General features: G+C 73.8%; 22 protein-coding genes. 9 read left to right on the forward strand and 13 right to left on the reverse strand.

What is annotated here, in order from left to right; all coding sequences use genetic code 11:
* Positions 1–54: 54 nt before the first annotated feature.
* The 5 genes from O7635_RS16290 to O7635_RS16310 all read right to left on the reverse strand — a co-directional run bounded on the left by O7635_RS16290 (position 55) and on the right by O7635_RS16310 (position 5,363).
* A complete protein-coding gene (locus O7635_RS16290; protein ID WP_278081280.1) occupies positions 55–930 on the reverse strand; it encodes a hypothetical protein in 876 nt (291 codons plus the stop codon).
* The gene (locus tag O7635_RS16295) at positions 927–2,243 is read right to left on the reverse strand and encodes a serine hydrolase domain-containing protein (RefSeq protein WP_278081281.1); all 1,317 of its coding nucleotides are present in this window, start codon (positions 2,241–2,243) and stop codon (positions 927–929) included. Before O7635_RS16295 ends, O7635_RS16290 begins: the two co-directional genes overlap by 4 nt.
* Before the next feature lie 98 nt (positions 2,244–2,341).
* Positions 2,342–3,280, reverse strand: a complete 939-nt coding sequence (locus tag O7635_RS16300) for an FAD:protein FMN transferase (protein WP_278081282.1) — start codon at positions 3,278–3,280, stop codon at positions 2,342–2,344.
* A gap of 241 nt (positions 3,281–3,521) precedes the next feature.
* Entirely contained in the window at positions 3,522–4,310 is a 789-nt protein-coding gene (locus O7635_RS16305; RefSeq protein WP_278085494.1) for an ABC transporter ATP-binding protein, read from the reverse strand.
* A gap of 81 nt (positions 4,311–4,391) precedes the next feature.
* The gene (locus tag O7635_RS16310; RefSeq protein ID WP_278081283.1) at positions 4,392–5,363 is read right to left on the reverse strand and encodes an LLM class flavin-dependent oxidoreductase; all 972 of its coding nucleotides are present in this window, start codon (positions 5,361–5,363) and stop codon (positions 4,392–4,394) included.
* A gap of 38 nt (positions 5,364–5,401) precedes the next feature.
* Between O7635_RS16310 and O7635_RS16315 the strand changes: the two genes are divergently transcribed.
* Positions 5,402–6,298, forward strand: a complete 897-nt coding sequence (locus O7635_RS16315) for a ribokinase (RefSeq protein WP_278081284.1) — start codon at positions 5,402–5,404, stop codon at positions 6,296–6,298.
* Here the strand turns inward: O7635_RS16315 and O7635_RS16320 are convergent.
* From O7635_RS16320 to O7635_RS16335, 4 genes are all read right to left on the reverse strand, one after another.
* On the reverse strand, positions 6,280–7,026 hold the full coding sequence (locus O7635_RS16320) for a hypothetical protein (protein ID WP_278081285.1): 747 nt from the start codon (positions 7,024–7,026) through the stop codon (positions 6,280–6,282). The two genes, O7635_RS16315 and O7635_RS16320, sit on opposite strands and share 19 nt — an antisense overlap.
* A gap of 37 nt (positions 7,027–7,063) precedes the next feature.
* Positions 7,064–8,686, reverse strand: a complete 1,623-nt coding sequence (locus O7635_RS16325) for an acetolactate synthase (protein ID WP_278081286.1) — start codon at positions 8,684–8,686, stop codon at positions 7,064–7,066.
* A 68-nt stretch (positions 8,687–8,754) separates the two neighbouring features.
* A complete protein-coding gene (locus O7635_RS16330) occupies positions 8,755–10,713 on the reverse strand; it encodes an Hsp70 family protein (protein WP_278081287.1) in 1,959 nt (652 codons plus the stop codon).
* A gap of 58 nt (positions 10,714–10,771) precedes the next feature.
* The gene (locus O7635_RS16335; protein WP_278081288.1) at positions 10,772–11,545 is read right to left on the reverse strand and encodes an enoyl-CoA hydratase-related protein; all 774 of its coding nucleotides are present in this window, start codon (positions 11,543–11,545) and stop codon (positions 10,772–10,774) included.
* An 89-nt stretch (positions 11,546–11,634) separates the two neighbouring features.
* Between O7635_RS16335 and O7635_RS16340 the strand changes: the two genes are divergently transcribed.
* Positions 11,635–12,096, forward strand: a complete 462-nt coding sequence (locus O7635_RS16340; RefSeq protein ID WP_278081289.1) for a DUF6232 family protein — start codon at positions 11,635–11,637, stop codon at positions 12,094–12,096.
* A 22-nt stretch (positions 12,097–12,118) separates the two neighbouring features.
* Positions 12,119–12,592: a DUF6232 family protein gene (locus O7635_RS16345; protein ID WP_278081290.1), complete on the forward strand. Its 474-nt coding sequence runs from the start codon at positions 12,119–12,121 to the stop codon at positions 12,590–12,592.
* 14 nt (positions 12,593–12,606) lie between these two features.
* Here O7635_RS16345 and O7635_RS16350 read toward each other — a convergent pair whose 3' ends face one another.
* The 4 genes from O7635_RS16350 to O7635_RS16365 form a co-directional block, all read right to left on the reverse strand.
* Positions 12,607–16,398 carry a BTAD domain-containing putative transcriptional regulator gene (locus tag O7635_RS16350; RefSeq protein WP_278081291.1) on the reverse strand — a complete coding sequence of 1,264 codons (3,792 nt, stop codon included), beginning with the start codon at positions 16,396–16,398 and terminating at the stop codon, positions 12,607–12,609.
* A 225-nt stretch (positions 16,399–16,623) separates the two neighbouring features.
* Entirely contained in the window at positions 16,624–17,019 is a 396-nt protein-coding gene (locus O7635_RS16355; RefSeq protein WP_278081292.1) for a PLD nuclease N-terminal domain-containing protein, read from the reverse strand.
* Between the two features lie 61 nt (positions 17,020–17,080).
* Positions 17,081–17,410, reverse strand: a complete 330-nt coding sequence (locus O7635_RS16360; protein ID WP_278081293.1) for a DUF202 domain-containing protein — start codon at positions 17,408–17,410, stop codon at positions 17,081–17,083.
* Entirely contained in the window at positions 17,403–17,816 is a 414-nt protein-coding gene (locus O7635_RS16365) for a DUF202 domain-containing protein (protein ID WP_278081294.1), read from the reverse strand. Before O7635_RS16365 ends, O7635_RS16360 begins: the two co-directional genes overlap by 8 nt.
* Between O7635_RS16365 and O7635_RS16370 the strand changes: the two genes are divergently transcribed.
* From O7635_RS16370 to mnmA, 6 genes are all read left to right on the forward strand, one after another.
* Entirely contained in the window at positions 17,815–18,612 is a 798-nt protein-coding gene (locus O7635_RS16370; protein WP_278081295.1) for a GNAT family N-acetyltransferase, read from the forward strand. The genes O7635_RS16365 and O7635_RS16370 overlap by 2 nt on opposite strands.
* Before the next feature lie 2 nt (positions 18,613–18,614).
* A complete protein-coding gene (locus O7635_RS16375; protein WP_278081296.1) occupies positions 18,615–19,019 on the forward strand; it encodes a hypothetical protein in 405 nt (134 codons plus the stop codon).
* 156 nt (positions 19,020–19,175) lie between these two features.
* Positions 19,176–19,952 carry an electron transfer flavoprotein subunit beta/FixA family protein gene (locus tag O7635_RS16380; RefSeq protein ID WP_278081297.1) on the forward strand — a complete coding sequence of 259 codons (777 nt, stop codon included), beginning with the start codon at positions 19,176–19,178 and terminating at the stop codon, positions 19,950–19,952.
* Positions 19,953–19,964: 12 nt separating this feature from the next.
* Positions 19,965–20,924 carry an electron transfer flavoprotein subunit alpha/FixB family protein gene (locus O7635_RS16385; RefSeq protein ID WP_278081298.1) on the forward strand — a complete coding sequence of 320 codons (960 nt, stop codon included), beginning with the start codon at positions 19,965–19,967 and terminating at the stop codon, positions 20,922–20,924.
* Between the two features lie 79 nt (positions 20,925–21,003).
* Positions 21,004–22,170 carry a cysteine desulfurase family protein gene (locus O7635_RS16390; RefSeq protein ID WP_278081299.1) on the forward strand — a complete coding sequence of 389 codons (1,167 nt, stop codon included), beginning with the start codon at positions 21,004–21,006 and terminating at the stop codon, positions 22,168–22,170.
* A 22-nt stretch (positions 22,171–22,192) separates the two neighbouring features.
* A complete protein-coding gene (mnmA, locus tag O7635_RS16395; protein ID WP_278081300.1) occupies positions 22,193–23,263 on the forward strand; it encodes a tRNA 2-thiouridine(34) synthase MnmA in 1,071 nt (356 codons plus the stop codon).
* Positions 23,264–23,363 lie beyond the last annotated feature (100 nt).

The raw sequence follows: 23,363 nt of genomic DNA on the forward strand, positions 1-23,363 counted from the left end.
AGTGCGGCCGGATCCGGCGAGTGCGGGCCGGTTTCTCGCTGGTCCGGGCAGCGATCAGGCGGCGGGCACGGCGAGCAGGGCGACGCCGATGGCCACCGCCACGCTGGCCGCGACCCGTACCCGGCCCATGGGTTCCTTGAAGGCCAGCATGCCGATCACGGCCGCGACCACCACGCTGCTCTCCCGCAGCGCCGCCACCGCGGCCAACGCGCCCCGGGTCTGCGCCCACAGCACCAACCCGTAGGCCATTGTGGACATCACGGTGACGGCGGCCGCGGCCAGCCAGGCCCGGCCGCCGGCCGCCAGGATCGGGACGCCGGCGCCCCGCCGGGTCCGCAGGGCACCCACCAGCACCACCGTGGCGGCGCACTCCAGGCCGACCAGCCAGAGCGTGTAGCCGGCGGCGCTGCCACTGGCCCGCACGCCGACGCCGTCGACCAGGGTGTAGCTGGCGATGGTCAGCCCGGTGAAGAGCGCCGCCAGCACGGCCGGGCGGTTCGCGCGGACGCGGCGCCACGGGGTCAGGCCGAGCACGCCGATCGCGGCCGCGATGACCAGGACGCCCACGGCCGGCACCGGCGCCAGCGGCTCGTGCAGCGCGAGCGCCGCGACCACCGCCACGACCACCGGACCGAGACCACGGGCCAGGGGGTACGTCTGGTTGAAGTCACCGAGCCGGTACGCCGCGAGCAGGCCGAGGTTGTAGCCGACGTGGATGACCACGGAGGCGATCAGCCATGGCCATGAGCCGCCGGCCGGCATCTCGACGAACCACAACCCGGCGGCGCACATGACCACACCGACGAGGCTGGACCGGCCGAAGATGCCGATCTGGTCGCCGGAGCCCTTGACCACCGCGTTCCAGGACGCGTGCAGCACCGCCGCGACCAGGACCGCGACCACCGCCGCGGGCCCGGCCCAGGGACTCATACGACGTTGGCGGCGGCCACCCGGGCCGGATCGGGGTTGGCCCAGCTCCAGTTGGGGTGTGCGCGGTTGGTCAGCAGCACGAAGACCAGCTTGCGGGCCGGGTTGACGACGAACGAGGTGCCGGTGAAGCCGGTGTGCCCGAACGAGCGCGAGCCACCGAGGCGACCCATGAACCACGGTTGGTTGAGCACCACGCCGAGGCCGTGGTCGGCGGTCCGGTGTGGACGCTCCGGGTCGATCGCGGGCTTGCCCTTGTTGGCGTTGGTCAGCATCCGCTTGACGATGTCGGCGGACAGGATCCGCTTGCCGGCGTGCGTACCCCCGTTGAGGAGCAGCTGCCCGATCACCGCGACGTCGGCGGCGGTGCTGAAGACCCCCGCGGACCCGGCGATGCCGCCCATGATGTTGGCGACGTCGTCGTGGACGGTCCCGCGCAGCAGGCCGCGCGAGGTGCGGGCGTCGGTGGCGACGAGGCGGGCCCGGCCGGCCGTGCTCAGCCAACCGGCGGTCAGGGGGTTGAAGCCCGTGTCACGCAGGCCCAACGGGTCGGTGAGATCCCGCTTCAGCGCCGCATCCAGGCGCAGACCGGTGGCCTGCTCGACGAGGTACGCGGCGATCATCAGGCCGACGCTCGAGTAGCGGAACGTGTTGCCCGGCACCGCGCCTTTGACCAGCGGCGTCTGCTGCACGGCGCGGCGGCGGGCCGCGTCGTCGGGCAGCCCGGTCACCGCGGCGCCGACCGGCAGCCCGCTGGTGTGGGTCAGCAACATCTCTACGGTCACCGCGGCCTTGCCGGCGCCGGTGAAGTCCTGCAGATAGGAGGCGACCGGGGCGGCCAGGTCGATCCTGCCCTTGTCGACCTGCTGCAGGAGCAGGATCGAGGTGTAGACCTTGGTGAGCGAGGCCAGGTCGAAGATCGAGTCGGCGCGCATCTTCACGCGCTGCGACGTCGGCAGCTCGACCGGGCCGGCCTTGTAGCGCAGCGCGTCGCCGACCGCGACCTGGGTGGTGACCTTGCCGTCGACGACGACCAGACCGACCGCGCCGGCGTAGGTGGGGTGGTTCGGGTTCGCGCTGGTGGGCTTGAGGTATTGGCTCAGCGTCGCGGTGAGCTTGGGTGGGTCCGGCGGATGCACCACGACGGACTCGCCCGGCCGGCCCGAGGGCTTGACGGGGCCGCCGGCGCCGACGCCCGGGGCGGGCTCACCGCTGCCGGGCCGCCATCGGTTGGTGGACGGGTCGGCGCAACCGGTCACCGCGCCGACTGCGGCGGCCAGGCCACCCGTCAACACCACTCGCCGCGAAACAGACACGGCGCCGATCGTCACACGGATCCGCCCACCGTGCCACCCCGTGCAAAGGAACGGTCCGTTGTTAACGCTATGCGTTAACAACGGACCGTTCCTTGCGCTCAGGTCTCGGCCGCGGTCGGCCAGGTGCCGAAGAAACGGAGTCCGCGGTCCTCGTCGACCAGCCGGGCCGACGCGCCGAGACCCTGCAGCCACGACGGTGCCAGGACGCCGCGGGCCAGGCTCGCGTGGGCCACGGCGGCCGCGCGCAGGGCGGAGAAAGCGGACACGGTGGCCGTACGCCAGACGGGTCGCGCGGCATGGCCGGTCTCCGGGTCGACGATCTGGTGCACCAGCTCCTCGGCGGTGTCCCAGTGCCGGTGGTGGCTGCTCGCCGTGGACACGGCGGCCCCGCCCGGCAGCGCCACGCGGGCGGCCGGGTCGACCGGTCCGTCGCGCACCAGCAGCGGCCAGCCGCTGCGCGGGGCCGGGCCGGCCGTCGCGATGTCGCCGCCGACCGCGACCAGCACGCCCATGTCGAGCGTCGCGGCGACCAGGGACGCGCAGCGGTCGACAGCGCGGGCCCGCATGGTGACCGACAGGTCGAGCGTGACACCCTCCGGGATGGTCAGCCGCCGCCCCTCGAGGCGCACCTCTTCCCAGCTCGGCGCCCGATAGACGGCGAGCGGGCCGACCTGCACGTGCCGGGTGGCGCCGGTGGTGACCAGCGCGCCGAAGTCCGGGTCGTACCCGAGGCTGGTGAGCATCGCGCCGACGGCCGGGTCGACGTCGCCGTCGGTCTCCCGGGCCGCGGTGAGCGCGACCGAGACCAGCTCGGCGAGCAGTGGGCTGACCTCGCTGCCGTCGCCGGCCGAGGCCAGCTCGGAGTCGGGCCGCAGCCGGCTCGCGGCCACGTCGATCGCGCGCAGCTCGCCGTCGACCAGCTGGGCGGCCCGGTCGAGCTGCTCCCGGTCGGTGACCTGGACCCGGACCGGCTCGTCCCAGAGTGTCCACTGTGCAGTGGCCACGGTGGGCGGCGCTTCCGGCGCGACCGACAGCATGGGCCACTGGGTGAACGCGGGCGGTGGCGCCGGCGGCGACGGTGGAGGCGCGGCCCCGGGCGGGGGGCCCTGCCCGGAACCGCGCGCGGACCCCGGCGAGCGGCCGGAGTTGCCGAAGACGCTGGCCACAAGCGCAACAAGCAGCACACCCGTGAACACCATCGCTGCCCCCTCAGTGACGGATCTCTCAGGCTTAGCGCGCTTTCCTGGACGTTTCCTGAGAGTCCGGGGCAGGTGGGACCTAAGCGGCGCGTGCGGTGTAGCGGCCGGCCGTCTGCTCGACGACGAGCAGCTGCCCGAAGGTGTCGGACAGGTGTGGGGCGGTGATGGTCTGCTCCACCGGGCCCTGCGCCACGATCGCGCCCTCGCGCAGCAGCAGCGCGTGGGTGAACCCCGGCGGGATCTCCTCGACGTGGTGGGTGACCAGCACCAGCGCGGGGGCGTCCGGGTCGGCGGCCAGCGCGGTGAGGCGCTTGAGCAGGTCCTCGCGGCCGCCGAGGTCGAGGCCGGCGGCCGGCTCGTCGAGCAGCAGCAGCTCGGGGTCGGTCATCAGCGCCCGGGCGATCTGCACCCGCTTGCGCTCGCCCTCCGAGAGGGTGCCGTAGGTGCGCTCGGCCAGGCCGGCGACGCCGAGCTGGTCGAGCAGGGTGCGGGCGCGGGCCTCGTCCATCGGGTCGTACTGCTCGCGCCAGCGGCCGACCACCGACCAGGCGGCGGTGACGACGGCATCGAGCACCCGCTCCTCGCCCGGCACGCGCTCGGCCAGCTTCGCGGTGGTGATGCCGATGCGGGTACGCAGCTCCCAGACGTCGGTGCGGCCGATCTTCTCGCCGAGCACGATGGCGCTGCCGGTGGTGGGGTGGAGCTGCCCGGCCGCGATCGACAGCAGGGTGGTCTTGCCGGCGCCGTTGGGCCCGAGCACCACCCAGCGCTCGTCCGGGTAGACCGTCCAGGCGACGTCGCGCAGCAGCTGGTTGCGGTCGCGCGTCACCCCGATCCCGTCGAACGAGAGCACCGCGTCGTCGATCATGTCAGTCGGCACGCGGTCATCCAATCACGCAGGCCGCGAGAGGTGCGGTGCGCCCCGCGGCCGGGCGACGGCGCGCACACGTCAGCCACCCAACAGGGCTTCGGCGGCCAACGTGAGGTGCGCGACCGACAGGTCCGCGTCGCGCGGCGGCACGAAGACGACCGCGTCGGCGCCGGCGGCGGCCAGCCGCGAGACCGCAGCCCCGCAGGTGCCGGCGTCGCCGACGACGGCGTAGCGGTCGACGATCTCGTCGGGCAGCGCGGTGGCGAGGGCTTCGAGGTCGCCCCGGGCATCGGCGACCAGCTTGGCCAGGATCTCGGCGTCGGCCGGGTCCGACGGCTGCACCGGCGCGCTGAACTGGGCTGCCAGCTCGGCCCGGGCGCTGCGCGCGGCGTCGTCGAAGTCGAGGTGCGCGTACACCGTTACCCGGTGGGGGTCGGTGCGGCCCGCCTCGGCCCGGCCCTCGTCGATCCGCTCGCGGGCCCACGCGATGTAGGCCGGCGCCGCGCCCTCGGCCAGGATCGTCCCGTCGGCGACGCGGCCGGCCAGCCGCAGCGACTTCTCGTTGCGCACGCCCGCCGACAGCAGCGGCGGCTCGGCGGGCGGGAAGGCCAGCGTGACGCCGTCGAGGTCGACGTGCCGGCCGTGGGTGGTCACCGTCTCGCCGTGCAGGAGTGCGCGTACGGCGGCGATGGTCTCCTCGAGCACCGACAGCGGCGAGGGGTGGTGGGCGCCGACCTGGCGCACCCAGGCCGGCACGCCGTGGCCGAAGCCGGGCAGGATCCGGCCGGGGAACAGCCGGCTGAGGTTGGACAGCTCCATCGCGGCCAGCGCGGGGTTGCGGAAGGCCGCCGGCAGGATGCCGATGCCGATCTTCAGTGACTCGGTGCTCGCCGCGGCGACCGCCGCCGCCGACACCGCGCCGGTGAAGAAACAGTCCTCGACCACCCACAGCTCGTCGTAGCCGAGCCGTTCGGCCAGCTGCGCATAGGCGGGCAGGTTCTCCGGCGGGCTGTCGCAGCGGAACATGACACCGATCGGTGGGTTGTCCATGGCAGCAGCCTGCCAGACGGCCAATAGACTCGCCGACTATGGATCGGGCTGTGGTGGCGGTCGTCGGCAGCGCCAACATGGACCTCGTGGCCAAGGCGGCCGTGCTGCCGAAGCCGGGCGAGACCGTGCTGGGCGACGAGTTCGCGACGATCCCCGGTGGCAAGGGCGCCAACCAGGCGATCGCCGCCGCGCGTGCCGGCGCGACGACCCGGCTGCTCGGCGCGATCGGCTCCGACGCGTTCGGGGTGACGCTCAAGGCCCGGATCGACGCGGCCGGGGTCGACACCGGGTTGGTCCGGGTCGTCTACGGCGCGTCCGGCGTCGCGCTGATCACTGTGGACGCTGCCGGCGAGAACACCATCGTCGTGACGCCCGGCGCCAACGGCAGCTTCACCGACCTGCGCGAGCCGGAACGGGCGGCGCTGGCCGGCGCCGACGTGATGGTCGCCCAGCTGGAGATTCCCGTGGCGACCGTGACGGCGGCCGCGGTCGCCGCCCGGGCCGCCGGCACCCGGGTGGTGCTCAACGCCGCGCCGGCCCGGTCCCTGCCCACCGAGCTGCTCGACGCGGTCGACCTACTCGTGGTCAACGAGACCGAGGCCGAGGCGATCAGCGGCGAGCGCCGCCCCGAGCCGTTGCTCGCCATGGTGCCCCGGGTGGTGCTGACGCTGGGCGCGGCCGGCGCGTGGTACGTCGACCGCGACGGCGCCTCGGTGCGCGTGCCCGGCTTGCGGGTCACCACCGTCGACTCCACCGCCGCCGGCGACGCGTTCACCGGTGCGCTGGCGGTCGCCTGGGCCGAGGGTCGCGAGATCGTCGAGGCCGTCGGGTGGGCGTGCGCCGCCGGGGCCGCCTGCGTGCGCAAGCTGGGCGCGTCGACCGCGCTGCCGACCCGGGCCGAGATCGACGAGCTGTTTCAGTCGTCGAGCTCCTGACCGCGCTTCGTGAGCAGCCGCAGGCCGGGGATGCCCTTGACGGCCAGCCGCAGTTCGCGGGTGACGTCGAGCAGCTCGTGGATGTCGGGACCGACCCGGTCGAGGGTGGCCAGGATCGGCAGGATGTCCTCGTCCATGTGCTTGGTGAACCGGGGCAGCTCGTCGATCAGCTTGATGGCCGCGTCGACCTCGTCCTCGGAGAGCTGCTCGACGAAACGGTGGGCCATGGGGGCGCCCCGGCGCAGCGCCGGGGCGTAGCCGCCGAGCAGCTCGTCGGCCGTGCCCGCGGTGGCCTCGGCCTTGTCGACCACGCCGTTGGCCTTCAGCGCGACGGTCTCCGCCTCGGTGATCACGGCCCGGGCGTCGGTGACCGTGCCGCCGGCCGCGGCGGTCAGCCGCTGCACCTCGTCGACCAGCAGGCCGGCGGCGGTGACCACCCGGGTCACCCGCTCGACCTGCGCGGTCGCGGTGGTGCTGACCGCGCGGGTGCGTTCGAGCACGGCCTCGGCGTCGGTGACGGCCGCGTCGACGCCGTCGATCAGCGCGCCGGCCCGGTCGGCCAGGGTCTCCAGTCGGTCCAGAAACGCCTCGGCCCGGTCGGCGATCCCGCCGACCCGCTTGACCAGCGCCTCGATGTCGTCGATCACGCGCAGGGCGCGGGCGGGCACGGTGACGGCGGACCGGGTCAGGCCGATCACGTCACTGGGCGTCGGGATGGGCAGAGCCATGCCGACCATTGTCACCCGGCGAGGCCAGCCCGGCTTTTCAGGCCAGGTTCGACGAGCGGGGGTACGCGTCCGCGGGGTCGGTGAGCACGTTCACGAGGTAAGGCACGCCGGACGCGAACGCCCGCTCCAGCGCGCCGCCGAGGTCGGCCGCCTTGCTGATCGTCTCGCCGGCGCCGCCGAGCGCCTTGACGACGTCGTCGTAGCGCAGGCCCGGCTGCAGGTCGGCGGCCACGTCGTAGCCGTACATCGCCTGCATGGGGTGCTTCTCCAGGCCCCAGATGCCGTTGTTGCCGACCACGATCACGACGGGCAGCCGCTGGCGCACCAGGGACTCGACGTCCATCAGGGAGAAGCCGGCGGCGCCGTCGCCCATCAGCACGCAGATCTGGCGGTCGGGGTAGGTGACCCGGGCGCCCATCGCGTAGCCCATGCCGGTGCCGAGGCAGCCGTACGGGCCGGGGTCGAGCCAGCTGCCGGGGACGGAGGGCTCGAGGTAGCGGCCGGCGTACGAGACGAAGTCGCCGCCGTCGCCGATGGTCACCGCGTCGGGGGCCAGCACGCGGCTCAGCTCGCCGTAGACCCGGGCCGGCTTGATCGGGTCGGTGTCGGCCGCCATCTCCTGCGCGTCGCGCTCCTTGCCCGCGTCCTCCGCGGTGCGCAGGTCGGTGATCCAGTCCTCGTGGTCGGCCCGCGTGCCGGTGTAGTCGGCCAGCGCCGAGAGGATCAGCCGCAGGTCGCCGGCCGGTGCGACGGTAGGCGTCACGTGGGTGGCCCGCTGGGTCGGCGCGTCGACGATGTGCACGACCTGGGCCGAGCCGAAGTCGCCGAAGCTGAGCCGGAAGTCGAGCGGCGTGCCGATCACCACGACCACGTCGGCGCCCTTGAGCGCGGCGCGGCGGGCCTTGGCGAACGCGAGCGGGTGGGTCGGCGGCAGCGCGCCCCGACCCATGCCATTGGCGATCACGGGGATGCGCAGCGTCTCGGCCGCTTCGCGCAGCGCGGCGACGGCGTCGGAGGCGTAGACGTCGGAGCCCGCGATGATCACCGGGCGGTGGGCCTCGGCGATGAGCTGGGCCGCCCGGGCGACGTCGTCCGGGTCGGGCTCGATGACCGGGACGTCGGGGGCGCTCGGCGCGTCCGCCTCGTCGTGCGAGAACACGATCTCCAGCGGGAGGTCGAGGAAGACCGGGCCGCGATGCGGTGTCAGCGCGATGCCGAGCGCGTTGCGGACCGCGCCCGGGATCTCGCCGGTGGCGAAGACGGTCGCGGCGTGCTTGGTGACCGGGGCGACCAGCGGCACGTGGTCGAGCTCCTGCAGGCTGCCGGCGCCCCACCGCATGGCCGGCGCCCGCCCGCCGATCACCATCACCGGCGAGGCGTTGAAGTGGGCCGAGGTCAGGCCGGAGATGCCGTTGGTGACGCCCGGGCCGGCCGTCAGCACAGCGAGGCCGGGGCGGCGGCGCAGCTTGGCGACCGCCTCGGCGGCGAACACGGCGGACTGCTCGTGGCGCACGTCGTAGATCGGGAAGCCGGTCTTGTGCGCCGCGTCGTAGAGCGGGAAGACGTGGCCACCGGAGAGCGTGAACATCTCCTCGACACCGGCCGCCCGCAGTGCCGCGAGGGCGAGCTCGCCGCCGTGACCCTCGATCCGCTCGCTCATCGCCACTCCTGTCGCTTAGTCCGCTGCGAGCACCTTACTAGCCGGTAGGTGTCAAACGTGAGGCTGGTTCACCTCAGCTCGCTGAGCCAGCGACGGATCCCCTCGATGATGTCGGTGTAGGAGTCCCCGGTCGCGTAGTGGAACGCCACGACGGCCGAGACGATCGGGGTGGCCATGAGCAGGAGGAACATGATCAGCCGGCGGAGGAACCGGCCGAACCCGCTGCCGCTTCTGCCGCGCGTCGGGCGTGGCGTGTCCCAGACGGGTGGGCGGTCGTCACGCGGTCGTTGCGGGGCCGGTTCCCGGTAGACCCGCGGCTCGTCGTGGCCCGAGAGCGCGCGGATGTCGGCGACGAGCGCCGGCTCGGCGAGGGTGTCGCGGCCGAAGCGGGAGGGACGTTGGGCGGGCTTGGCCGGCTTGACCGGGACGGCGGCGCGGCCGGGCGGGAAGGCGGGGGCCGGTTCCGGCAGGGGGTCGGTGGTCGGCTCGCGTTTCGGAGCGTGGCCGTTGCGCGTCGGGGCGTTGGCTACGGCGGCGGCGCCGCGGGCCACGGCAGCCGAACCGGCCGGCGCCGGGTTGGCGGCTGCCTGCGCGGTGCTGTGGGCCACGGCGGCCGAGCCGGGCGGTGTCGGGCTGGCGGCGCTCGGGCCGCCCGGGGTGGCGGCCTCGCGGGCCGCGGCGGCCGCTTGCACGGCGCCGGGATCCTGAGCGGCCGAGGCGGGTTGGTTGGTGCCGGGCGCCGGCGGGCTCGAGGTGGGCCGGATGCCCGCGGGCGCTTCGGCGGTGCTCGGTGTGGCGGCGCCGTTGGGTGCGGGGGAGATGGGGGCGACCGCGGTCGGTGGCGGGATGGCGCCGTTGGCCGGTTCGACGATCTTCGGGAACTGGCCGGTCACCGGGACCGCGCCGGGGGCGCTGGCGAGCAGCGCGGTGGCGGAGAGCACGGCGCCCTCGGCGACCACGAGCTCGGGCTGCTCGATCACGACCGGCGGCTCGCCCAGCTCGCGGTGCAGCAGGGTGGCCAGCAGCGGGATCCGGCTCGAACCGCCGACCAGGAACACGCCGGCCCGGTTGCCGGGCGGCAGGGCCGCGGCGTCGATCACGGCCTTGGTCACCTGCACGGTCTGGGCCAGGATCGGCAGCGCCACCTTTTCCAGCTCGGTGCGGGTCAGGTGGGCCTCGACGTCGCAGATCGGGACGACCAGGTCGGCCGAGGGGGAGCGGGAGAGTCGCTCTTTCGCGACGCGTACGTCGTCCCAGAGTTGACGCTTCGCCCGGCGGTCCTCGACCGTGGCGGGGTTGCGCAGGCGCTCCCAGGCCTCCGGGTGGGTCGGCGCGTAGGTCGCCGCCAGGTGCTCGACCAGCGCCGCGTCGACGTCGAGCCCGCCGAGGTCCGCGCGACCGTCGACGGCCAGCACCTCGAAACCGGTCGACCGGCGCACCACCACGCTCGCGTCGAACGTGCCGGCGCCGAAGTCGTGCACGACCACGGCCGAGCCGATCGGCACGTCGCGGCCCAGCACCTCGGCGAAGTAGGTGGCCGCCGCGACCGGCTCGGCCACCAGCCGCCCGTCGCCCAGCCCCGCGTCGGCCGCGGCCCGGGAGAGCAGCGCCCGCCGGGTCGCGCCCCAGGTCGCGGGGCAGGTCAGGGTCAGCGCCGGCGGGGTCTCGGCGGTGACCTCGCCCGTCGTCAGGTCGCCGATGGTGCGGCGCCACTCCTCGGCCAGGCGGCCCAGCACGGCGCTGACCAGGTCGGCCACCGGCACGTCGCGTTCGCCGAGCAGCACGCTGCCGTCGTCGACCCGGCGCTTCGGGTTGGGCTCGAAGCGGGCGGGGTCGAGCCGGGCGCTGTGCACCGCGTCGCGGCCGGCCACCAGCGGCGCGTCGGCGCCGGGTGGGGCGTAGACCGCGGACGGGAGCAGCGGGGAGCCGTCGACGAGCAGCGGGCGGGCGCGACCGTCGGGCCACCGCACCACGGCCACCGTGTGCGAGGTCCCGAAATCGACCCCCAGCGCGGCCCCCGGCGACATGCGCCGAGCCTACCGGTGTCGCGCCGGTTCCTCAGCGTGCTCGGGCGGCGACGCTCGGTCAGCGACCGGTGAAGTCCGGCTTGCGCTTCTCGACGAACGCGGTCATGCCCTCGCGCCGGTCGTCGGTCGCGAACAGCGCCGCGAAGAGCTGGCTCTCCCAGGCCAGACCGGAGTTGAGGTCCATGTCGAGACCGCCGTCGATGGCCGCCTTGGCCGCGCGGATCGCCTGGGCCGGACCATTGGCGTAGGGGCGGACCAGCGCGACCGCCTCCGCGTAGACGTCGGCGGCCGGCACCACCTTGTCGGCGAGCCCGATCCGCAGCGCCTCGTCGGCGTCGACCATGCGGCCGGAGAGCACGATGTCCTTGGCCCGCGCCGGGCCGACGAGCCGGGCGAGCCGCTGGGTGCCGCCGGCGCCGGGGATGATGCCCAGCTTGATCTCGGGCTGGCCGAGCTTGGCGTCGTCGGCCACGACCCGCCAGTCGCAGGCCAGCGCGAGCTCGCAGCCGCCGCCGAGCGCGTACCCCGTGATCGCCGCGACGACCGGCTTCGGGATGCGGGCCACCGCGCCGAGCGCCGCGGACAGGTTCGCCGCCCGGCCCGCCATGTCCACGTACGACATCGCGGTCATTTCCTTGATGTCGGCGCCCGCGGCGAAGACCTTCTCGCCGCCGTAGACGACGACGGCCCGGACGCTGTCGTCGTCGGCCGCTTCGAGGGCCGCGGCCCGGATCTCCTCCTGCACCTGGGTGTTGAGCGCGTTCATCGGCGGTCGCTCGAGTCGGATCGTGCCGATTCCGTCGTGCTTGTCGAGCCGGACGAGCTCGCCCACGTCACACCTCCATGTGCTTCTGGCGTCCGGCACACATTACGGGGTCCGCGATTGGGTAACTTGGTGATGGGTCCTTTCTGGTGGTAGGGATGATCACTTACTACAACGACCGTGCGGTGCAGGTCACGTCGCAGGCGATCAGGGTCGCCGGGCGCAGCTACCCGCTGGCCACGCTCTCCCGGGTGTGGCACCGGCGGGGCGAGCGCTCGTGGGGCACGATGGCCGGCCGCGGCGCGATCGGTGTCGCCCTCGTGGTCCCGCTGGTCACCGCCGCGTGCGGCATCGCGCTGGCGCTGCGCCTGCACACGTCGACGGCGACCACCGTGCTGATCGTCGGCGTCTCGGTGCTGATCGGCCTCGCCGCGGCGCCGCTGGCCGACTTCCTGCTGGGCCGCCTCGACCTGTCCTATTCCAAGGGCGCGCGGGCGCTCGAGATCTGGGCCGAGGTCGGCGGCCGGCCCACGCTGCTCGTCCGCACGGGCGACGCGCTGACGTTTGGTCAGATTTACCGAGCGCTGCAACGCGCCCTGGAAGCGGCGCCGAGATATTGACCGCAGCGGTTTTCCTGAAGAGGTGACCGTCTACTACCGCGACCAGCACGTGCAGGTGACGTCCGACGCCGTGCGGGTCGACGGGGTGCTCTATCCGGTCGCGGCGCTGGAGATGGTCTGGCACAAGCGCGGCTCGGGTACGACCGGCACCAGGTCCCGCCGCCTCGGCCGGGGTGCCCTCATCCTGATCATCTCGATCCTGCCCCTCGCCGCGATCGTCTGCGCCATCTCGCTGGTCTATTCCGCCGGCGACCGGGCGGCCTGGGGCCTGGCCGCCGCGGTGCTGGGCGCGGGCGTGATCGGCGCGCTGGTGCTGCTGCCCTTCGCGGAGCTGCCGCTGAGCTGGCTGGACCGCTCCTACGACGAAGGCACGGCGGTCAACGAGATCTGGATCCGGTACGCGGGCCACGACCAGCTCCTCCTCCGCACCACCAACACGCTGCGCTTCGGGCAGATCTACCGGGCCGTCCAACGCGCGGTCGAACGGCACGGCTGACTCTCCTCTCTGCGTCAGACGCCGAGCCGCGACTGGGCGTCGACGACCCTGGGGGAGGCGAGGTCGGCGTACAGGTCGCGGGCTTTGATCCACATCTCGGTGCCGGTCTCGATGTCGCCCCACTCGACCAGGACGTCGCCGAGCAGCAGGAGCGCGGCGGCGATGCCCGGCCGGTGGCCGCTGTCGCGGAAGATCTTCAAGGCCGTGCGTACGTCGTGCATGGCGCTGGCCCGGTCCCCACGGTCGTGGGCGCAGCTCGCCAGCACCCACAGCGCGCGGCCTTCGACGATCCGGAAGCCGGCGGCCCGCGCCTGGTCGAGCGCGGTCTCCGCGAGCTCCCGGGCGGCGTCCGGCCGACCCTGCTCGCGACGCACGTCGGCGAGCAGCACGAGAGCGCTCACCTCGGTGTGCGGGTAGGCCGCCCGCCGCGCCAGCCGGATCGCCTCGTCCAACGCGTCGGCGGCCGGACCGAGGTCGCTGTTGGCGGCGTGCGCGACGCCGAGGGCCTTGTGCGCGTCGGCCAGCAGTCGGGCCCGCTCGGTCTCGACGCCGACCTCGATCGCCCGCCGCGCCATCCGCAACGCCTCGGCACCCTCGCCACAGGCGGCGTGCACCTGAGCGATCGCGCAGAGGATGTCACCCTCGGTGCGCCGGTTGGCGTGCCGGACGGCCATCCGCAGGGCGCCGTTGAGCGTGCGCCGGGCCTGCCGGTAACGACCCTGCTCGGCCCGGATGAGCCCGAGCCCGAGGAACGCGATCGCGGACGACTGCGGCCACCCCGCGGCCCGGTGGAGCCGCAGCCCCCGCTGCAGCACGGCGGCCGACTCGTCGAGCCGCCCCAGCGCCCAGTAGAGCCCGGACAGGTTGCCGAGCACGGTCGCCTCGGCCGACGGGTTGGCGTTGCGCTGCGCGACCTCGATGCTGCCCTCGAACAGCTCGACGGCGTCGGTCAGCCGCCCGTTGCGCCAGTGCAGCAGAGCGAGGTTGCCCATGACGCCGCCCTCGCCGGTGCGCCAGCCACTGGACCGCGCGAGCTCCAACGCCCGCAGGTAGTGCGGTTCGGCCGCCGCCGCGTCGGACCGCTGGGCGTGCAGGTCACCCAGGCTGATCTCGGCGGAGGCGGTGCCCATCGGATCACCGTCGGCGGTGGCCGCGGCCAACGCGGCCTCGGCGATCGCCTGCCACTCGGTCGGACTACCGGCCGACCACAGGAACGGCCGCAACGCGTCCGCGAGCCGCACGGCCGCCCACCGCGGCCCATGCTGCGCCGCGGCCGCCACGGCCGGCACGAGGTTGGGCAGCTCAGCCGTGATCCAGTCGACCGCCTCGCCCGCGTCCTGGAAGGTGCCGGTCGTGGGCTCCTCCGCGGGCTCCGGCTGAGCGGGAAGCCCGGGCTCGGGTAGCTCCCCAACCTCCGGACCTATTGGATCCTTCTCACCCGATCCGCCCCTGAGGTCGGACGCTCCGGCCGACTGCTCGGCCGGCACGCCAGAGGACGCGGCGTCGGCCTCGCCGTCCGACTTGGACGCGGTCGACGGCGCGCCAGATAGCCAGCCTCCGCGCGCGAACCGATCGGAGATCGTCCGATGACCGCCGTCGCGCGCGGCCCTCTCAGCCGCGGGCCGCCCGTTCTTGTCCTGGACCGGGTCGCTCGCCGCCTCCGCGTCCGCACTCTCGTCGATGAGAACTGCGACCTTGTGGCCGGCGTGCACCACAAGATCTGGCGCCGCCTGGCCCGAGTTGGTCTTTCCCGTCACGACGTCCTGAACCGGCTTGCCCGCGGCCCCCGCGGCCGCAGGCTGACCGACTGGATCTCGTCCGGCAGCCGCCGACATCGGGCCGGCCCCCGAAAGGCCGACCCGGCCGGTATGGCTCGCCGCTCGGCCGTCGTCGGCGGCGCGGATCGCGTCGGGCGCGGTCCAGCGCATGCCCGGATCCAGGTCGGACGGTGGTGGTAGCCGTGAGAACTCCGGGTAGACGAGGCGGCTCGCGGTGTCGACGTGGTCGAGGTAGTAGCCGTAGAGGCGGTCGCGGGCGGCCTGGTGGTCCGCCTCGTCGGCGACCAGCCGTCCCCGGGCGTATTCCGCGACCAGGTCATGCAACCCATGCCGCCCCGCGCCGCGGTCCGTGACCAGGTTGGCCGCGACCAGCGCGTCCAGGGCCGGCGACACATCCGGCAGGTCGGCCAGCGCCGCCGCCAGCCCCGACCCGAACTCGGCGCCCGGGACCAGCGAGAGCAGGCGGAACAGGCGCCGCGCCGGGTCGGGGAGGGCCGCGTAGCTCAGGTCGAACGCGGCCGAGACGGTGGCGGCCGTGTCGTGTTCGATGCCGAGGCCGGCCAGCCGGTCGCCGTCGCGGAGGCGCTGGTTGTAGGTGGCGATCGGGTCCGGAACCGCCGGGTCGATCTGTGCGGCGGCGATCCGCAGCGCGAGGGGGAGATGGCCGGTCAGCTCGGCGAGCTCGGCGGCCGCTGCCGGCTCCCGCCCCAGCACCTCGGGCCCGAGCAGGCGGCCGAGCAGGGCGCTCGACGTGCTCGGCCGCAGCACGTCGAGCGGCACCGGGACCGCGCCGTCGACCGCGACCAGGCCCGCCAACCTGTTGCGGCTGGTCACCAGCGTCACGCTGCCGTCGCCGGCCGGGAGCAGCGGGCGCACCTGGTCGGCGTGCTCGGCGTTGTCGAGCAGCACGAGCAGCCGCTTGTCGGCGGTGAGCGTGCGGTAGAGCTGGATCGCGTCGTCGAGGTCGACCGGTGTGTTGGCCGTCGGCACGCCGAACGCGGTCAGGAACCGGCCGATCACCTCGACCGGCCGCATCGACCGGCTCTGAGCCCAGCCGCGCAGGTCGACGGCGAGCTGGCCGTCGGGGAAGCGGCGGCGGACCCGATGGCCCCAGTGGACGGCCAGGGTGGTCTTGCCGACGCCGGCCATGCCGGAGACGACGACCACGACGGGGCCGGCGGTTTCGGCGGCGGCCAGCGCGTCGAGCCGGCGCAGCGGCTCGTCACGGCCGAGGAACGTGCGCGCCGGCGGTGGCAGCTGTGCCGGCGCGGTGCGCTCGTGCACGGCGGCCCGCAGGATGCGCCGGTGCAGCTCGCGCAGGTTGTCGCCGGGGTCGACGCCGAGCTCCTCGGCGAGGAGGCGGCGCGTGCGCTCGAAGGCGGCCAGCGCCTCGCCCCGCCGGTCGGCCCGGGCCAGCGCGGTCATCAGCTGGCCCTGCAACCGCTCGCGCAGGGGGTGCTGCTCGGCCAGCGCGCGCAGCTCGCCGCCGATCTCGCGGTGCCGGCCCAGCTCGAGCTCGAGCTCGAAGCAGTCCTCGTAGGCCGCCAGCCGCAGCTCGTGCAGGCGCGCCGCCTCGGCCCGCACCCGGTCGCCGTAGTCGTCGCCGTCGTAGGCGGTGGGCCCACGCCACAAGCCGAGCGCCTTGCGCAGCGCCCGGCGGGCCTCCTCGGTCTGGCCGTCGGACCGCAGCCGACCGGCGCGGACGACCAACGTCTCGAACGTCTCGGCGTCGAGCTGGCCCGGCGTCACGGAGAGCAGGTAGCCGGCCGGCGCCCGGCGGAGCACCTCGTCGCCGAGCGAGCGGCGCAGGTGGTGGATGAGCACGCGGATGGCGCCGCGCCGGCTCTCCTCGACCGCGCTCTTCTCCCACAGCGCCTCGGCGAGCACCGCGACGGAGACCGCGCGGTTGGCCTCGGCCAGGAGGTTGGCGAGCACCACCCGGTGCTGGCGCGCGGCCAGCACGATGGCCTCAGGGTCGGCGCGGTCCGTGCGCAGTGCGCGCAGCGGGCCCAGAACCTCGAACCGCATGGCATCTCCCGTTGTTACCATGGCAAAGACGGTTATTCACGTTAGTGCACGAACGCCATACCTCGCTGGTTCAGCCAACGCAGATCCAACACAGCTTCTGCACAGTAGGCACCGGCCGCAGCCGCCGTGTGCGCAGTCGGCCGCCGAGGGGGGTGAACGCGGCCAACGGGGGGCCGCGTCCTCCCTCCCGTCGGGCCGCTGCCCCGTCAGGCATCGCCGCCGGCGTCAGCCTCGGCCCGGGTCGTCCTTTTCCTTGCGTAGCTCTTCCTCGCGCCGACGTAGGTCGGCCTCCCACTGCTCGAACAGCTCCGCGTCTTCCTTGCGCCGCTGGTTGAGCGACTTGAGGAACTCGGGGTCGTCGTCGGGCGCCTTCTGCCGCGGCCGCTCCGACTCCGGGAAGCCGCTGCCGGGCCGCCACTGACCGGCCGCCCGCCGCGGCTCGGGCCGGCCCGCGACGAACCAGGCCACGCCGCCGACCAGCGGGAAGAACAGGATGATGAGCACCCAGGCGATGCGCGGCAGGGCCCGGATCTCGCCCTCGTCGGCGGACAGGCAGCTGATCAGCGCGGCCACCGCGAGCACGAGTTGGGCCACGAAGAGCAGACCGTAGAGGCGCACCATGCGGACATGATGGACCGTTGGTGCCCGCCGGGGCCACCCCGTGGCGTTGACAAAACGTTGGTCAGAGAGTCAACAGCATCAACAAGCCGAGGATCGCGTACGCCGGAGCGATCAGCGCGGCCGCCATCAGCACCCGCGGCGTGGCCGCCGACACCGGCCGCGAACGGCCCGAGAGCTGCCGCAACCGGCGCATCACCCACAGCCCGGCCACCGCCCAACCGGCCACCGCCACCGCGGCGTACACCCCGCCCAGCAGGCCGTGCCGCACGCCGAACCGGGCGGCCAGCACGGCGACCACCGACAGCGTCAGCACCGTGCGCCCCCACGCCAACCGGGTGCGGATCCACGCGACCCCGGTGTCGGCGACCCGGAAGTCGGGTGGCTCAGCCACGGGCGGCCTGCACCAGCACGGCGGCCACCAGCAGCAGCGCGCCCAGCGCGACCAGAATGGACAGCAGGGCGGGGAACCGCGACGGCGGCAGGTCGCGGCGCTGCCGCATGGCCCGCTCGGCCCGGGCCCAGTGGTCGACGGCCCGCAGCGCCACGACGGCGCCGAGCACCAGCAGCGCCACGGCGATGACCTCGCGCAGATGGGCGACTCCGAGCACCGGCAGGAACTGTGCCGCGGCCAACCCGCCCGCCACCAACGCCAGCGCCGTGCGGATCCAGGCGAGGAACGTGCGTTCGTTGGCCAACGAGAACCGGTAGTCCGGTGTCTCACCGACGTCCTGCGGGTCCCACCACCGCTTGATCACATGCCGATTATCGTTCGACGCGTCGCCTACCCTGGGCCGCATGGGCGACCTGGACATCTCCGCACTGCGTTCCGCGTACGACAGCCAGCTCCGGGCCTATGATCCGGAACTCCCGGGCATCACGGTCGAGTTCGACGGTCCGCTGAAGCGGGCGTCCGGGATGATGGGCGGCGGTTACATCGTCTACGAGTCCCTCGGTGGGCTCGACGGTGCCGACCTCGACGCGCTGATCGCCCGCCAGCGCGACATCTTCCGCGACCGCGGCGAGCAGGTCGAGTGGAAGCTGCACGGCCACGACGAGCCGGCCGACCTGGCGCACCGGCTGACGGCGCACGGCTTCGAGCCGGAGGAGCAGGAGACCGTGGTGATCGGGCCGGTGGCGCCGCTCGCGGCCGCCCTGCCCGTGGTCCCGGCCGGCATCCGCCTGCGCGACGTCACCGACCGCGCCGACTTCGACCGCATCGTGGCGATGGAGGAGGCGGTCTGGAGCGACGACCGCGGCTGGATCGCCGACATGCTGGAGCAGGAGATCACCGCCCACCCGAGCGACATCGTGGTCACCGTCGCCGAGGACGAGCAGACCAACGAGGTCGTCAGCGCCGGCTGGGTGAGGTTCGTCCCGGGTACGGCCTTCGCCACGCTCTGGGGCGGCTCCACCCTCCCGGCCTACCGGCGGCGCGGCATCTATCGCGCCCTGGTCGCGCACCGCGCCCGCATGGCCGACGCCAACGGCTTCACGCTGCTCCAGGTCGACGCGTCCGACGACAGCCGGCCGATTCTCGAGCGGCTGGGCTTCGTGGCGGTCACCACCACGACGCCCTACGTCTACCATCCGTGAGCGTGGCTGTGCTGAACGATCACGAGCGGGCGACCCTGAAACGCGCCGCCTTCGGCGTGGTCTACCTGGTGTCCCACGCCGATCCCGGCTTCCTGTCGATGCTCCGGGAGAGCGCCGCCGCCGCCGAGGCGTTCACCGGCGCCCGCGGCCTGGCCCGCGACGTGCTCACCTCCGGCGCCCTGCCCAAGTTCCCCCGCCGCGACGTCGACGGCGTCGAGGCCGAGGTGTTCCCCGCGCTCGGCCAGTCGCTGGCGATTCTGCGTTCCAAGGCACCCGACGAGGTCGACAACTACCGCGACGCGGTGCTGTCGGCGGCGCAGCGGGCGGCCGAGGCCGCGCACGGCGTCAACGCCTCCGAGGCGGCGGTCCTGGCCAAGGTGCGTGCCGCGCTCGCCTCACCTGCGTGAGCCGTGTCACGCTGACAGTCTGCGGAGCGGAAGCTACTCGCGGGTAAGTTAGCCGTGGGCAACTCCACACCGCCCTGCGATTGACCGGGCGTTAAGGCGCCCGGCAGGCTGCGGCCTGAGTGCGCGTCAACCAACCAGGAGGGTCGTCGAAACGCGATGAACATCGTCGTCCTCGTCAAGCAGGTGCCCGACTCCGGCTCGGAGCGCAACCTCGCTGGCGACAACACGGTCGACCGTCAGTCGGCCAACAACGTCATCAACGAGATGGACGAATACGCCATCGAGGAGGCGTTGCGGATCCAGGAGGCGCACGGCGGCGAGGTCACGGTGCTCACGATGGGCCCCGAGCGCGCCGCGGAGTCGATCCGCAAGGCGCTGTCGATGGGCCCCGACAAGGCCGTCCACGTGATCGACGACGCCCTGCACGGGTCGTGCGCCGTCACCACCTCGAAGGTGCTGGCCGCCGCGCTCGGCACGCTCAACGCCGACCTGGTGCTCGCCGGCGCCGAGTCGACCGACGGCCGCGTCCAGGTCATGCCGCACATGCTCGCCGAGCGGCTCGGCATCGCGGCGCTGACCGGCGCCCGCAAGCTGACCGTCGAGGGCGGCACGCTGACCATCGAGCGGCAGACCGACGAGGGCTACGAGGTGGTCACCGCCGCGACGCCCGCCGTGGTGTCGGTCTGGGACACGATCAACGAGCCGCGCTACCCCTCGTTCAAGGGGATCATGGCCGCCAAGAAGAAGCCGGTGCAGACGCTCGCGCTGAGCGACCTGGGCGTCGAGCCGAGCGAGGTCGGTTTCGCCGGCGCCACCTCCGAGGTGGTCGAGCACGCCAAGCGCCCGCCGCGCTCGGGTGGCCAGAAGGTCACCGACGACGGCAACGGCGGCGTCGCACTGGTCGAGTTCCTGTCGTCCGAGAAGTTCGTCTGAGGAGGCGCAGTCATGGCTGAGGTACTGGTCCTGGTCGAGGCCACCCGCGACTTCACCGTCAAGAAGGTCACGCTCGAGCTGCTCACCCTGGCCCGCCAGATCGGCACGCCGGCGGCGGTGGTCTTCGGCGCCAGCGGCGCCACGGCGGCCCTGACCGACAAGCTCGGCGAGTACGGCGCGGAGAAGATCTACGCCGCCGAGGGTGAGGACATCGACGGTTACCTGGTGTCGCCGAAGGCGACCGCGCTGGCCGAGCTGGTCAAGCGGGTGCAGCCGGCCGCGGTGCTCCTGCCGTCCACCCAGGAGGGCAAGGAGATCGCCGGCCGCCTGGCCGTCAAGCTCGACAACGGCCTGCTCACCGACGCGGTCGAGCTGACCGCCGACGGTGTCGCCACGCAGCCGGCCTTCGCCGGCCAGGTCATCGTCAAGTCGAAGGTGACCCGGGGCATCCCGATCGCCACCATCCGCCCGAACTCGCTCGCGCCGACCCCGGCGCCGGCCACTCCCGCCGTCGAGCAGCTCGAGGTCAGCCTCGGCGCGGCCGACACCCTGGCCAAGGTGGTCGACCGGGTGACCGAGACGAAGGGCTCGCGCCCGGAGCTCACCGAGGCGTCGGTGGTCGTCTCCGGCGGCCGCGGCGTCGGCAGCGGCGACAACTTCAAGCTGGTCGAGGAGCTGGCCGACCTGCTCGGCGGCGCCGTCGGCGCGTCCCGCGCGGCGGTCGACTCGGGTTTCTATCCGCACCAGTTCCAGGTGGGCCAGACGGGCAAGACGGTCTCGCCGCAGCTCTACATCGCACTCGGCATCTCCGGCGCGATCCAGCACCGGGCCGGCATGCAGACCTCGAAGACCATCGTCGCGGTCAACAAGGACGGCGAGGCGCCGATCTTCGAGCTGGCCGACTACGGCGTGGTCGGCGACCTCTTCAAGGTCGTCCCGCAGGCCGCGGAGGAGATCCGCAAGCGCAAGTGAGTGGTCGGGACAGGGGCCCTCGTCGTGACGAGGGTCCCTTTCCGTACGTAAGGACCGCACGGGGCTACGCTGAACCGTGATGGCATACCTGGACCACGCCGCCACGACGCCGATGCTCGACGAGGCCATCGAGGCCTACGCCGCCACGGCCCGGGAGGTCGGCAACCCCTCGTCGCTGCACGCCGCCGGCCGGTGCGCGCGCCGGCACGTCGAAGAGTCGCGTGAGCGCATCGCGGCCGCCCTCGGCGCCCGGCCCTCCGAGGTGATCTTCACCGGTGGCGGGACCGAAGCCGACAACCTGGCCGTCAAGGGCATCTTCTGGGCGCGCCGGGCCGAGCGGCCGGGCCGGGTCCGGGTGATCGCCAGCGCGGTCGAACACCACGCGGTGCTCGACTCCGTCGAGTGGCTGGTCCGGCACGAGGGCGCCGCCGCGACCTGGCTGCCCGTCGACCCCAGCGGGCGGCTCGATCCCGCGAGCCTGGCCGAGGCCCTCGACGACGACGTCGCGGTGGTCACCGCCATGTGGGCCAACAACGAGGTGGGCACGCTCCAGCCGATCGCCGAGCTGGCCGCCCTGGCCGCGGCGAAGCAGGTCCCGTTCCACACCGACGCCGTGCAGGCCGTCGGCCAGGTGCCGGTCGACTTCGCCGCCAGCGGCGCCGCCGCGCTCACCGTCACCGGGCACAAGCTGGGCGGCCCCGTCGGGGTCGGCGCGCTGCTGCTCGGCCGCGACGTGACCGCCACGCCGCTGCTGCACGGCGGCGGCCAGGAGCGCGACGTGCGCTCGGGCACGCTCGACGCCCCCGGCATCGTCGCGTTCGCGGTCGCGGTGGAGACCAGTGTCAAGACCCAGCGGGAATATGCGGCCCGCGTCGCCGCCCTCCGTGACGCGCTGGTCGACGGGGTCCGGGGCGTGGTGCCCGACGTGATCTACAACGGCGACCCGGTCGACCGCCTGCCCAGCAACGCGCACTTCTCCTTCCCCGGCTGCGAGGGCGACGCGCTGCTGCTGCTCCTCGACGCCCAGGGGGTCGCCTGCTCGACGGGCTCCGCCTGTTCGGCCGGAGTGGCCCAGCCGTCGCACGTGCTCCTCGCGATGGGCAACGACGACGACCGCGCGCGCTCGTCGCTGCGCTTCACGCTCGGCCACACCTCGACCCAGGCCGACGTCGACGCGCTGGTCGCGGCGCTGCCGGCGGCGGTGGAGCGGGCCCGGCGGGCGGGCATGATCAAGTCCTCGAGGTGAGGCACCGCGTACCCTTGCGACCGTGAGGGTTCTAGCAGCGATGTCCGGCGGGGTCGACTCCGCCGTCGCGGCCGCGCGCGCCGCGGCGGCCGGGCACGACGTCACCGGCGTGCACCTGGCGCTGTCGCGCAATCCGCAGACCTACCGGTCCGGCGCCCGGGGCTGCTGCACGCTCGAAGACTCGCGCGACGCCCGGCGCGCGGCCGACGTGATCGGCATCCCGTTCTATGTCTGGGACATGGCCGACCGGTTCCACGAGGACGTGGTCGACGACTTCGTCGCGGAATACCGGGCCGGTCGCACCCCCAACCCCTGCCTGCGCTGCAACGAGAAGATCAAGTTCGCGGCGGTGCTCGACCGGGCGATCGCGCTCGGCTTCGACGCGGTGGTCACGGGGCACCACGCCCGGCTGGGCCCCGACGGCCTGCTGCGGCGCAGCGTCGACCTCGCCAAGGACCAGTCCTATGTGCTGGCCGTGCTCAACCGCGAGCAGCTCGACCGGTCGATGTTCCCCCTCGGCGACACGACCAAGGCCCAGGTACGCGAGGAGGCGGCGGCCCGCGGCCTGTCCGTGGCCGACAAGCCCGACTCGCACGACATCTGCTTCATCGCCGACGGCGACACCCGCGGCTTCCTGGCCGACCGGCTGGGGGAGGAGCCCGGCGACATCGTCGACGCGCTGACCGGCGCGGTGGTCGGGTCGCACGCGGGGTCCTACGGCTACACGGTCGGGCAGCGGCGTGGCCTCAACATCGGCGTCCCGGCGCCCGACGGCAAGCCGCGCTACGTGCTGTCGATCACGCCGGTGACCAACACCGTCACGGTCGGCCCGGCCGAGGCGCTGGACGTGTCCACCGTGGCCGGTGAGCGTCCGGTGTGGACGGGCGGCGCGGTGCCGGACGGCCCGGTCGAGTGCGAGGTGCAGCTGCGCGCGCACGGCGCGCCGGTGCCGGCCGTGGTGTCCGTCGCGGGCGGCGAGCTGGTGGCGGAGCTGCGCACGCCGGTCCGCGGTGTGGCCCCGGGCCAGGCGGTCGTCGCCTACCGCCCGGACCCGGCCGGCGACATCGTGCTGGGCTCAGCCACCATCCGCTAGCTACGCCGCGCAGCCGTTACAGGGCCGCCGCCACAGCCGGCCGGCCCGGCCGTACCCCGCCCGCCGGGCGGGCGTTAGCAACGGGCCGTTCCTCCGCGGA

This window comes from Asanoa sp. WMMD1127, assembly GCF_029626225.1.
Lineage (GTDB): Bacteria > Actinomycetota > Actinomycetes > Mycobacteriales > Micromonosporaceae > Asanoa.

Coding starts and splice junctions, on each gene's coding strand:
- O7635_RS16290 (WP_278081280.1), bottom strand. CDS start 930: ATGAGTCCCTGGGCCGGGCCCGCGGCGGTGGTCGCGGTCCTGGTCGCG.
- O7635_RS16300 (WP_278081282.1), bottom strand. CDS start 3,280: ATGCTGTCGGTCGCGCCGGAAGCGCCGCCCACCGTGGCCACTGCACAG.
- O7635_RS16305 (WP_278085494.1), bottom strand. CDS start 4,310: ATGATCGACGACGCGGTGCTCTCGTTCGACGGGATCGGGGTGACGCGC.
- O7635_RS16310 (WP_278081283.1), bottom strand. CDS start 5,363: ATGGACAACCCACCGATCGGTGTCATGTTCCGCTGCGACAGCCCGCCG.
- O7635_RS16315 (WP_278081284.1), top strand. CDS start 5,402: ATGGATCGGGCTGTGGTGGCGGTCGTCGGCAGCGCCAACATGGACCTC.
- O7635_RS16320 (WP_278081285.1), bottom strand. CDS start 7,026: ATGGCTCTGCCCATCCCGACGCCCAGTGACGTGATCGGCCTGACCCGG.
- O7635_RS16325 (WP_278081286.1), bottom strand. CDS start 8,686: ATGAGCGAGCGGATCGAGGGTCACGGCGGCGAGCTCGCCCTCGCGGCA.
- O7635_RS16330 (WP_278081287.1), bottom strand. CDS start 10,713: ATGTCGCCGGGGGCCGCGCTGGGGGTCGATTTCGGGACCTCGCACACG.
- O7635_RS16340 (WP_278081289.1), top strand. CDS start 11,635: ATGATCACTTACTACAACGACCGTGCGGTGCAGGTCACGTCGCAGGCG.
- O7635_RS16350 (WP_278081291.1), bottom strand. CDS start 16,398: ATGCGGTTCGAGGTTCTGGGCCCGCTGCGCGCACTGCGCACGGACCGC.
- O7635_RS16355 (WP_278081292.1), bottom strand. CDS start 17,019: ATGGTGCGCCTCTACGGTCTGCTCTTCGTGGCCCAACTCGTGCTCGCG.
- O7635_RS16370 (WP_278081295.1), top strand. CDS start 17,815: ATGGGCGACCTGGACATCTCCGCACTGCGTTCCGCGTACGACAGCCAG.
- O7635_RS16365 (WP_278081294.1), bottom strand. CDS start 17,816: ATGCGGCCCAGGGTAGGCGACGCGTCGAACGATAATCGGCATGTGATC.
- O7635_RS16380 (WP_278081297.1), top strand. CDS start 19,176: ATGAACATCGTCGTCCTCGTCAAGCAGGTGCCCGACTCCGGCTCGGAG.
- O7635_RS16385 (WP_278081298.1), top strand. CDS start 19,965: ATGGCTGAGGTACTGGTCCTGGTCGAGGCCACCCGCGACTTCACCGTC.
- O7635_RS16390 (WP_278081299.1), top strand. CDS start 21,004: ATGGCATACCTGGACCACGCCGCCACGACGCCGATGCTCGACGAGGCC.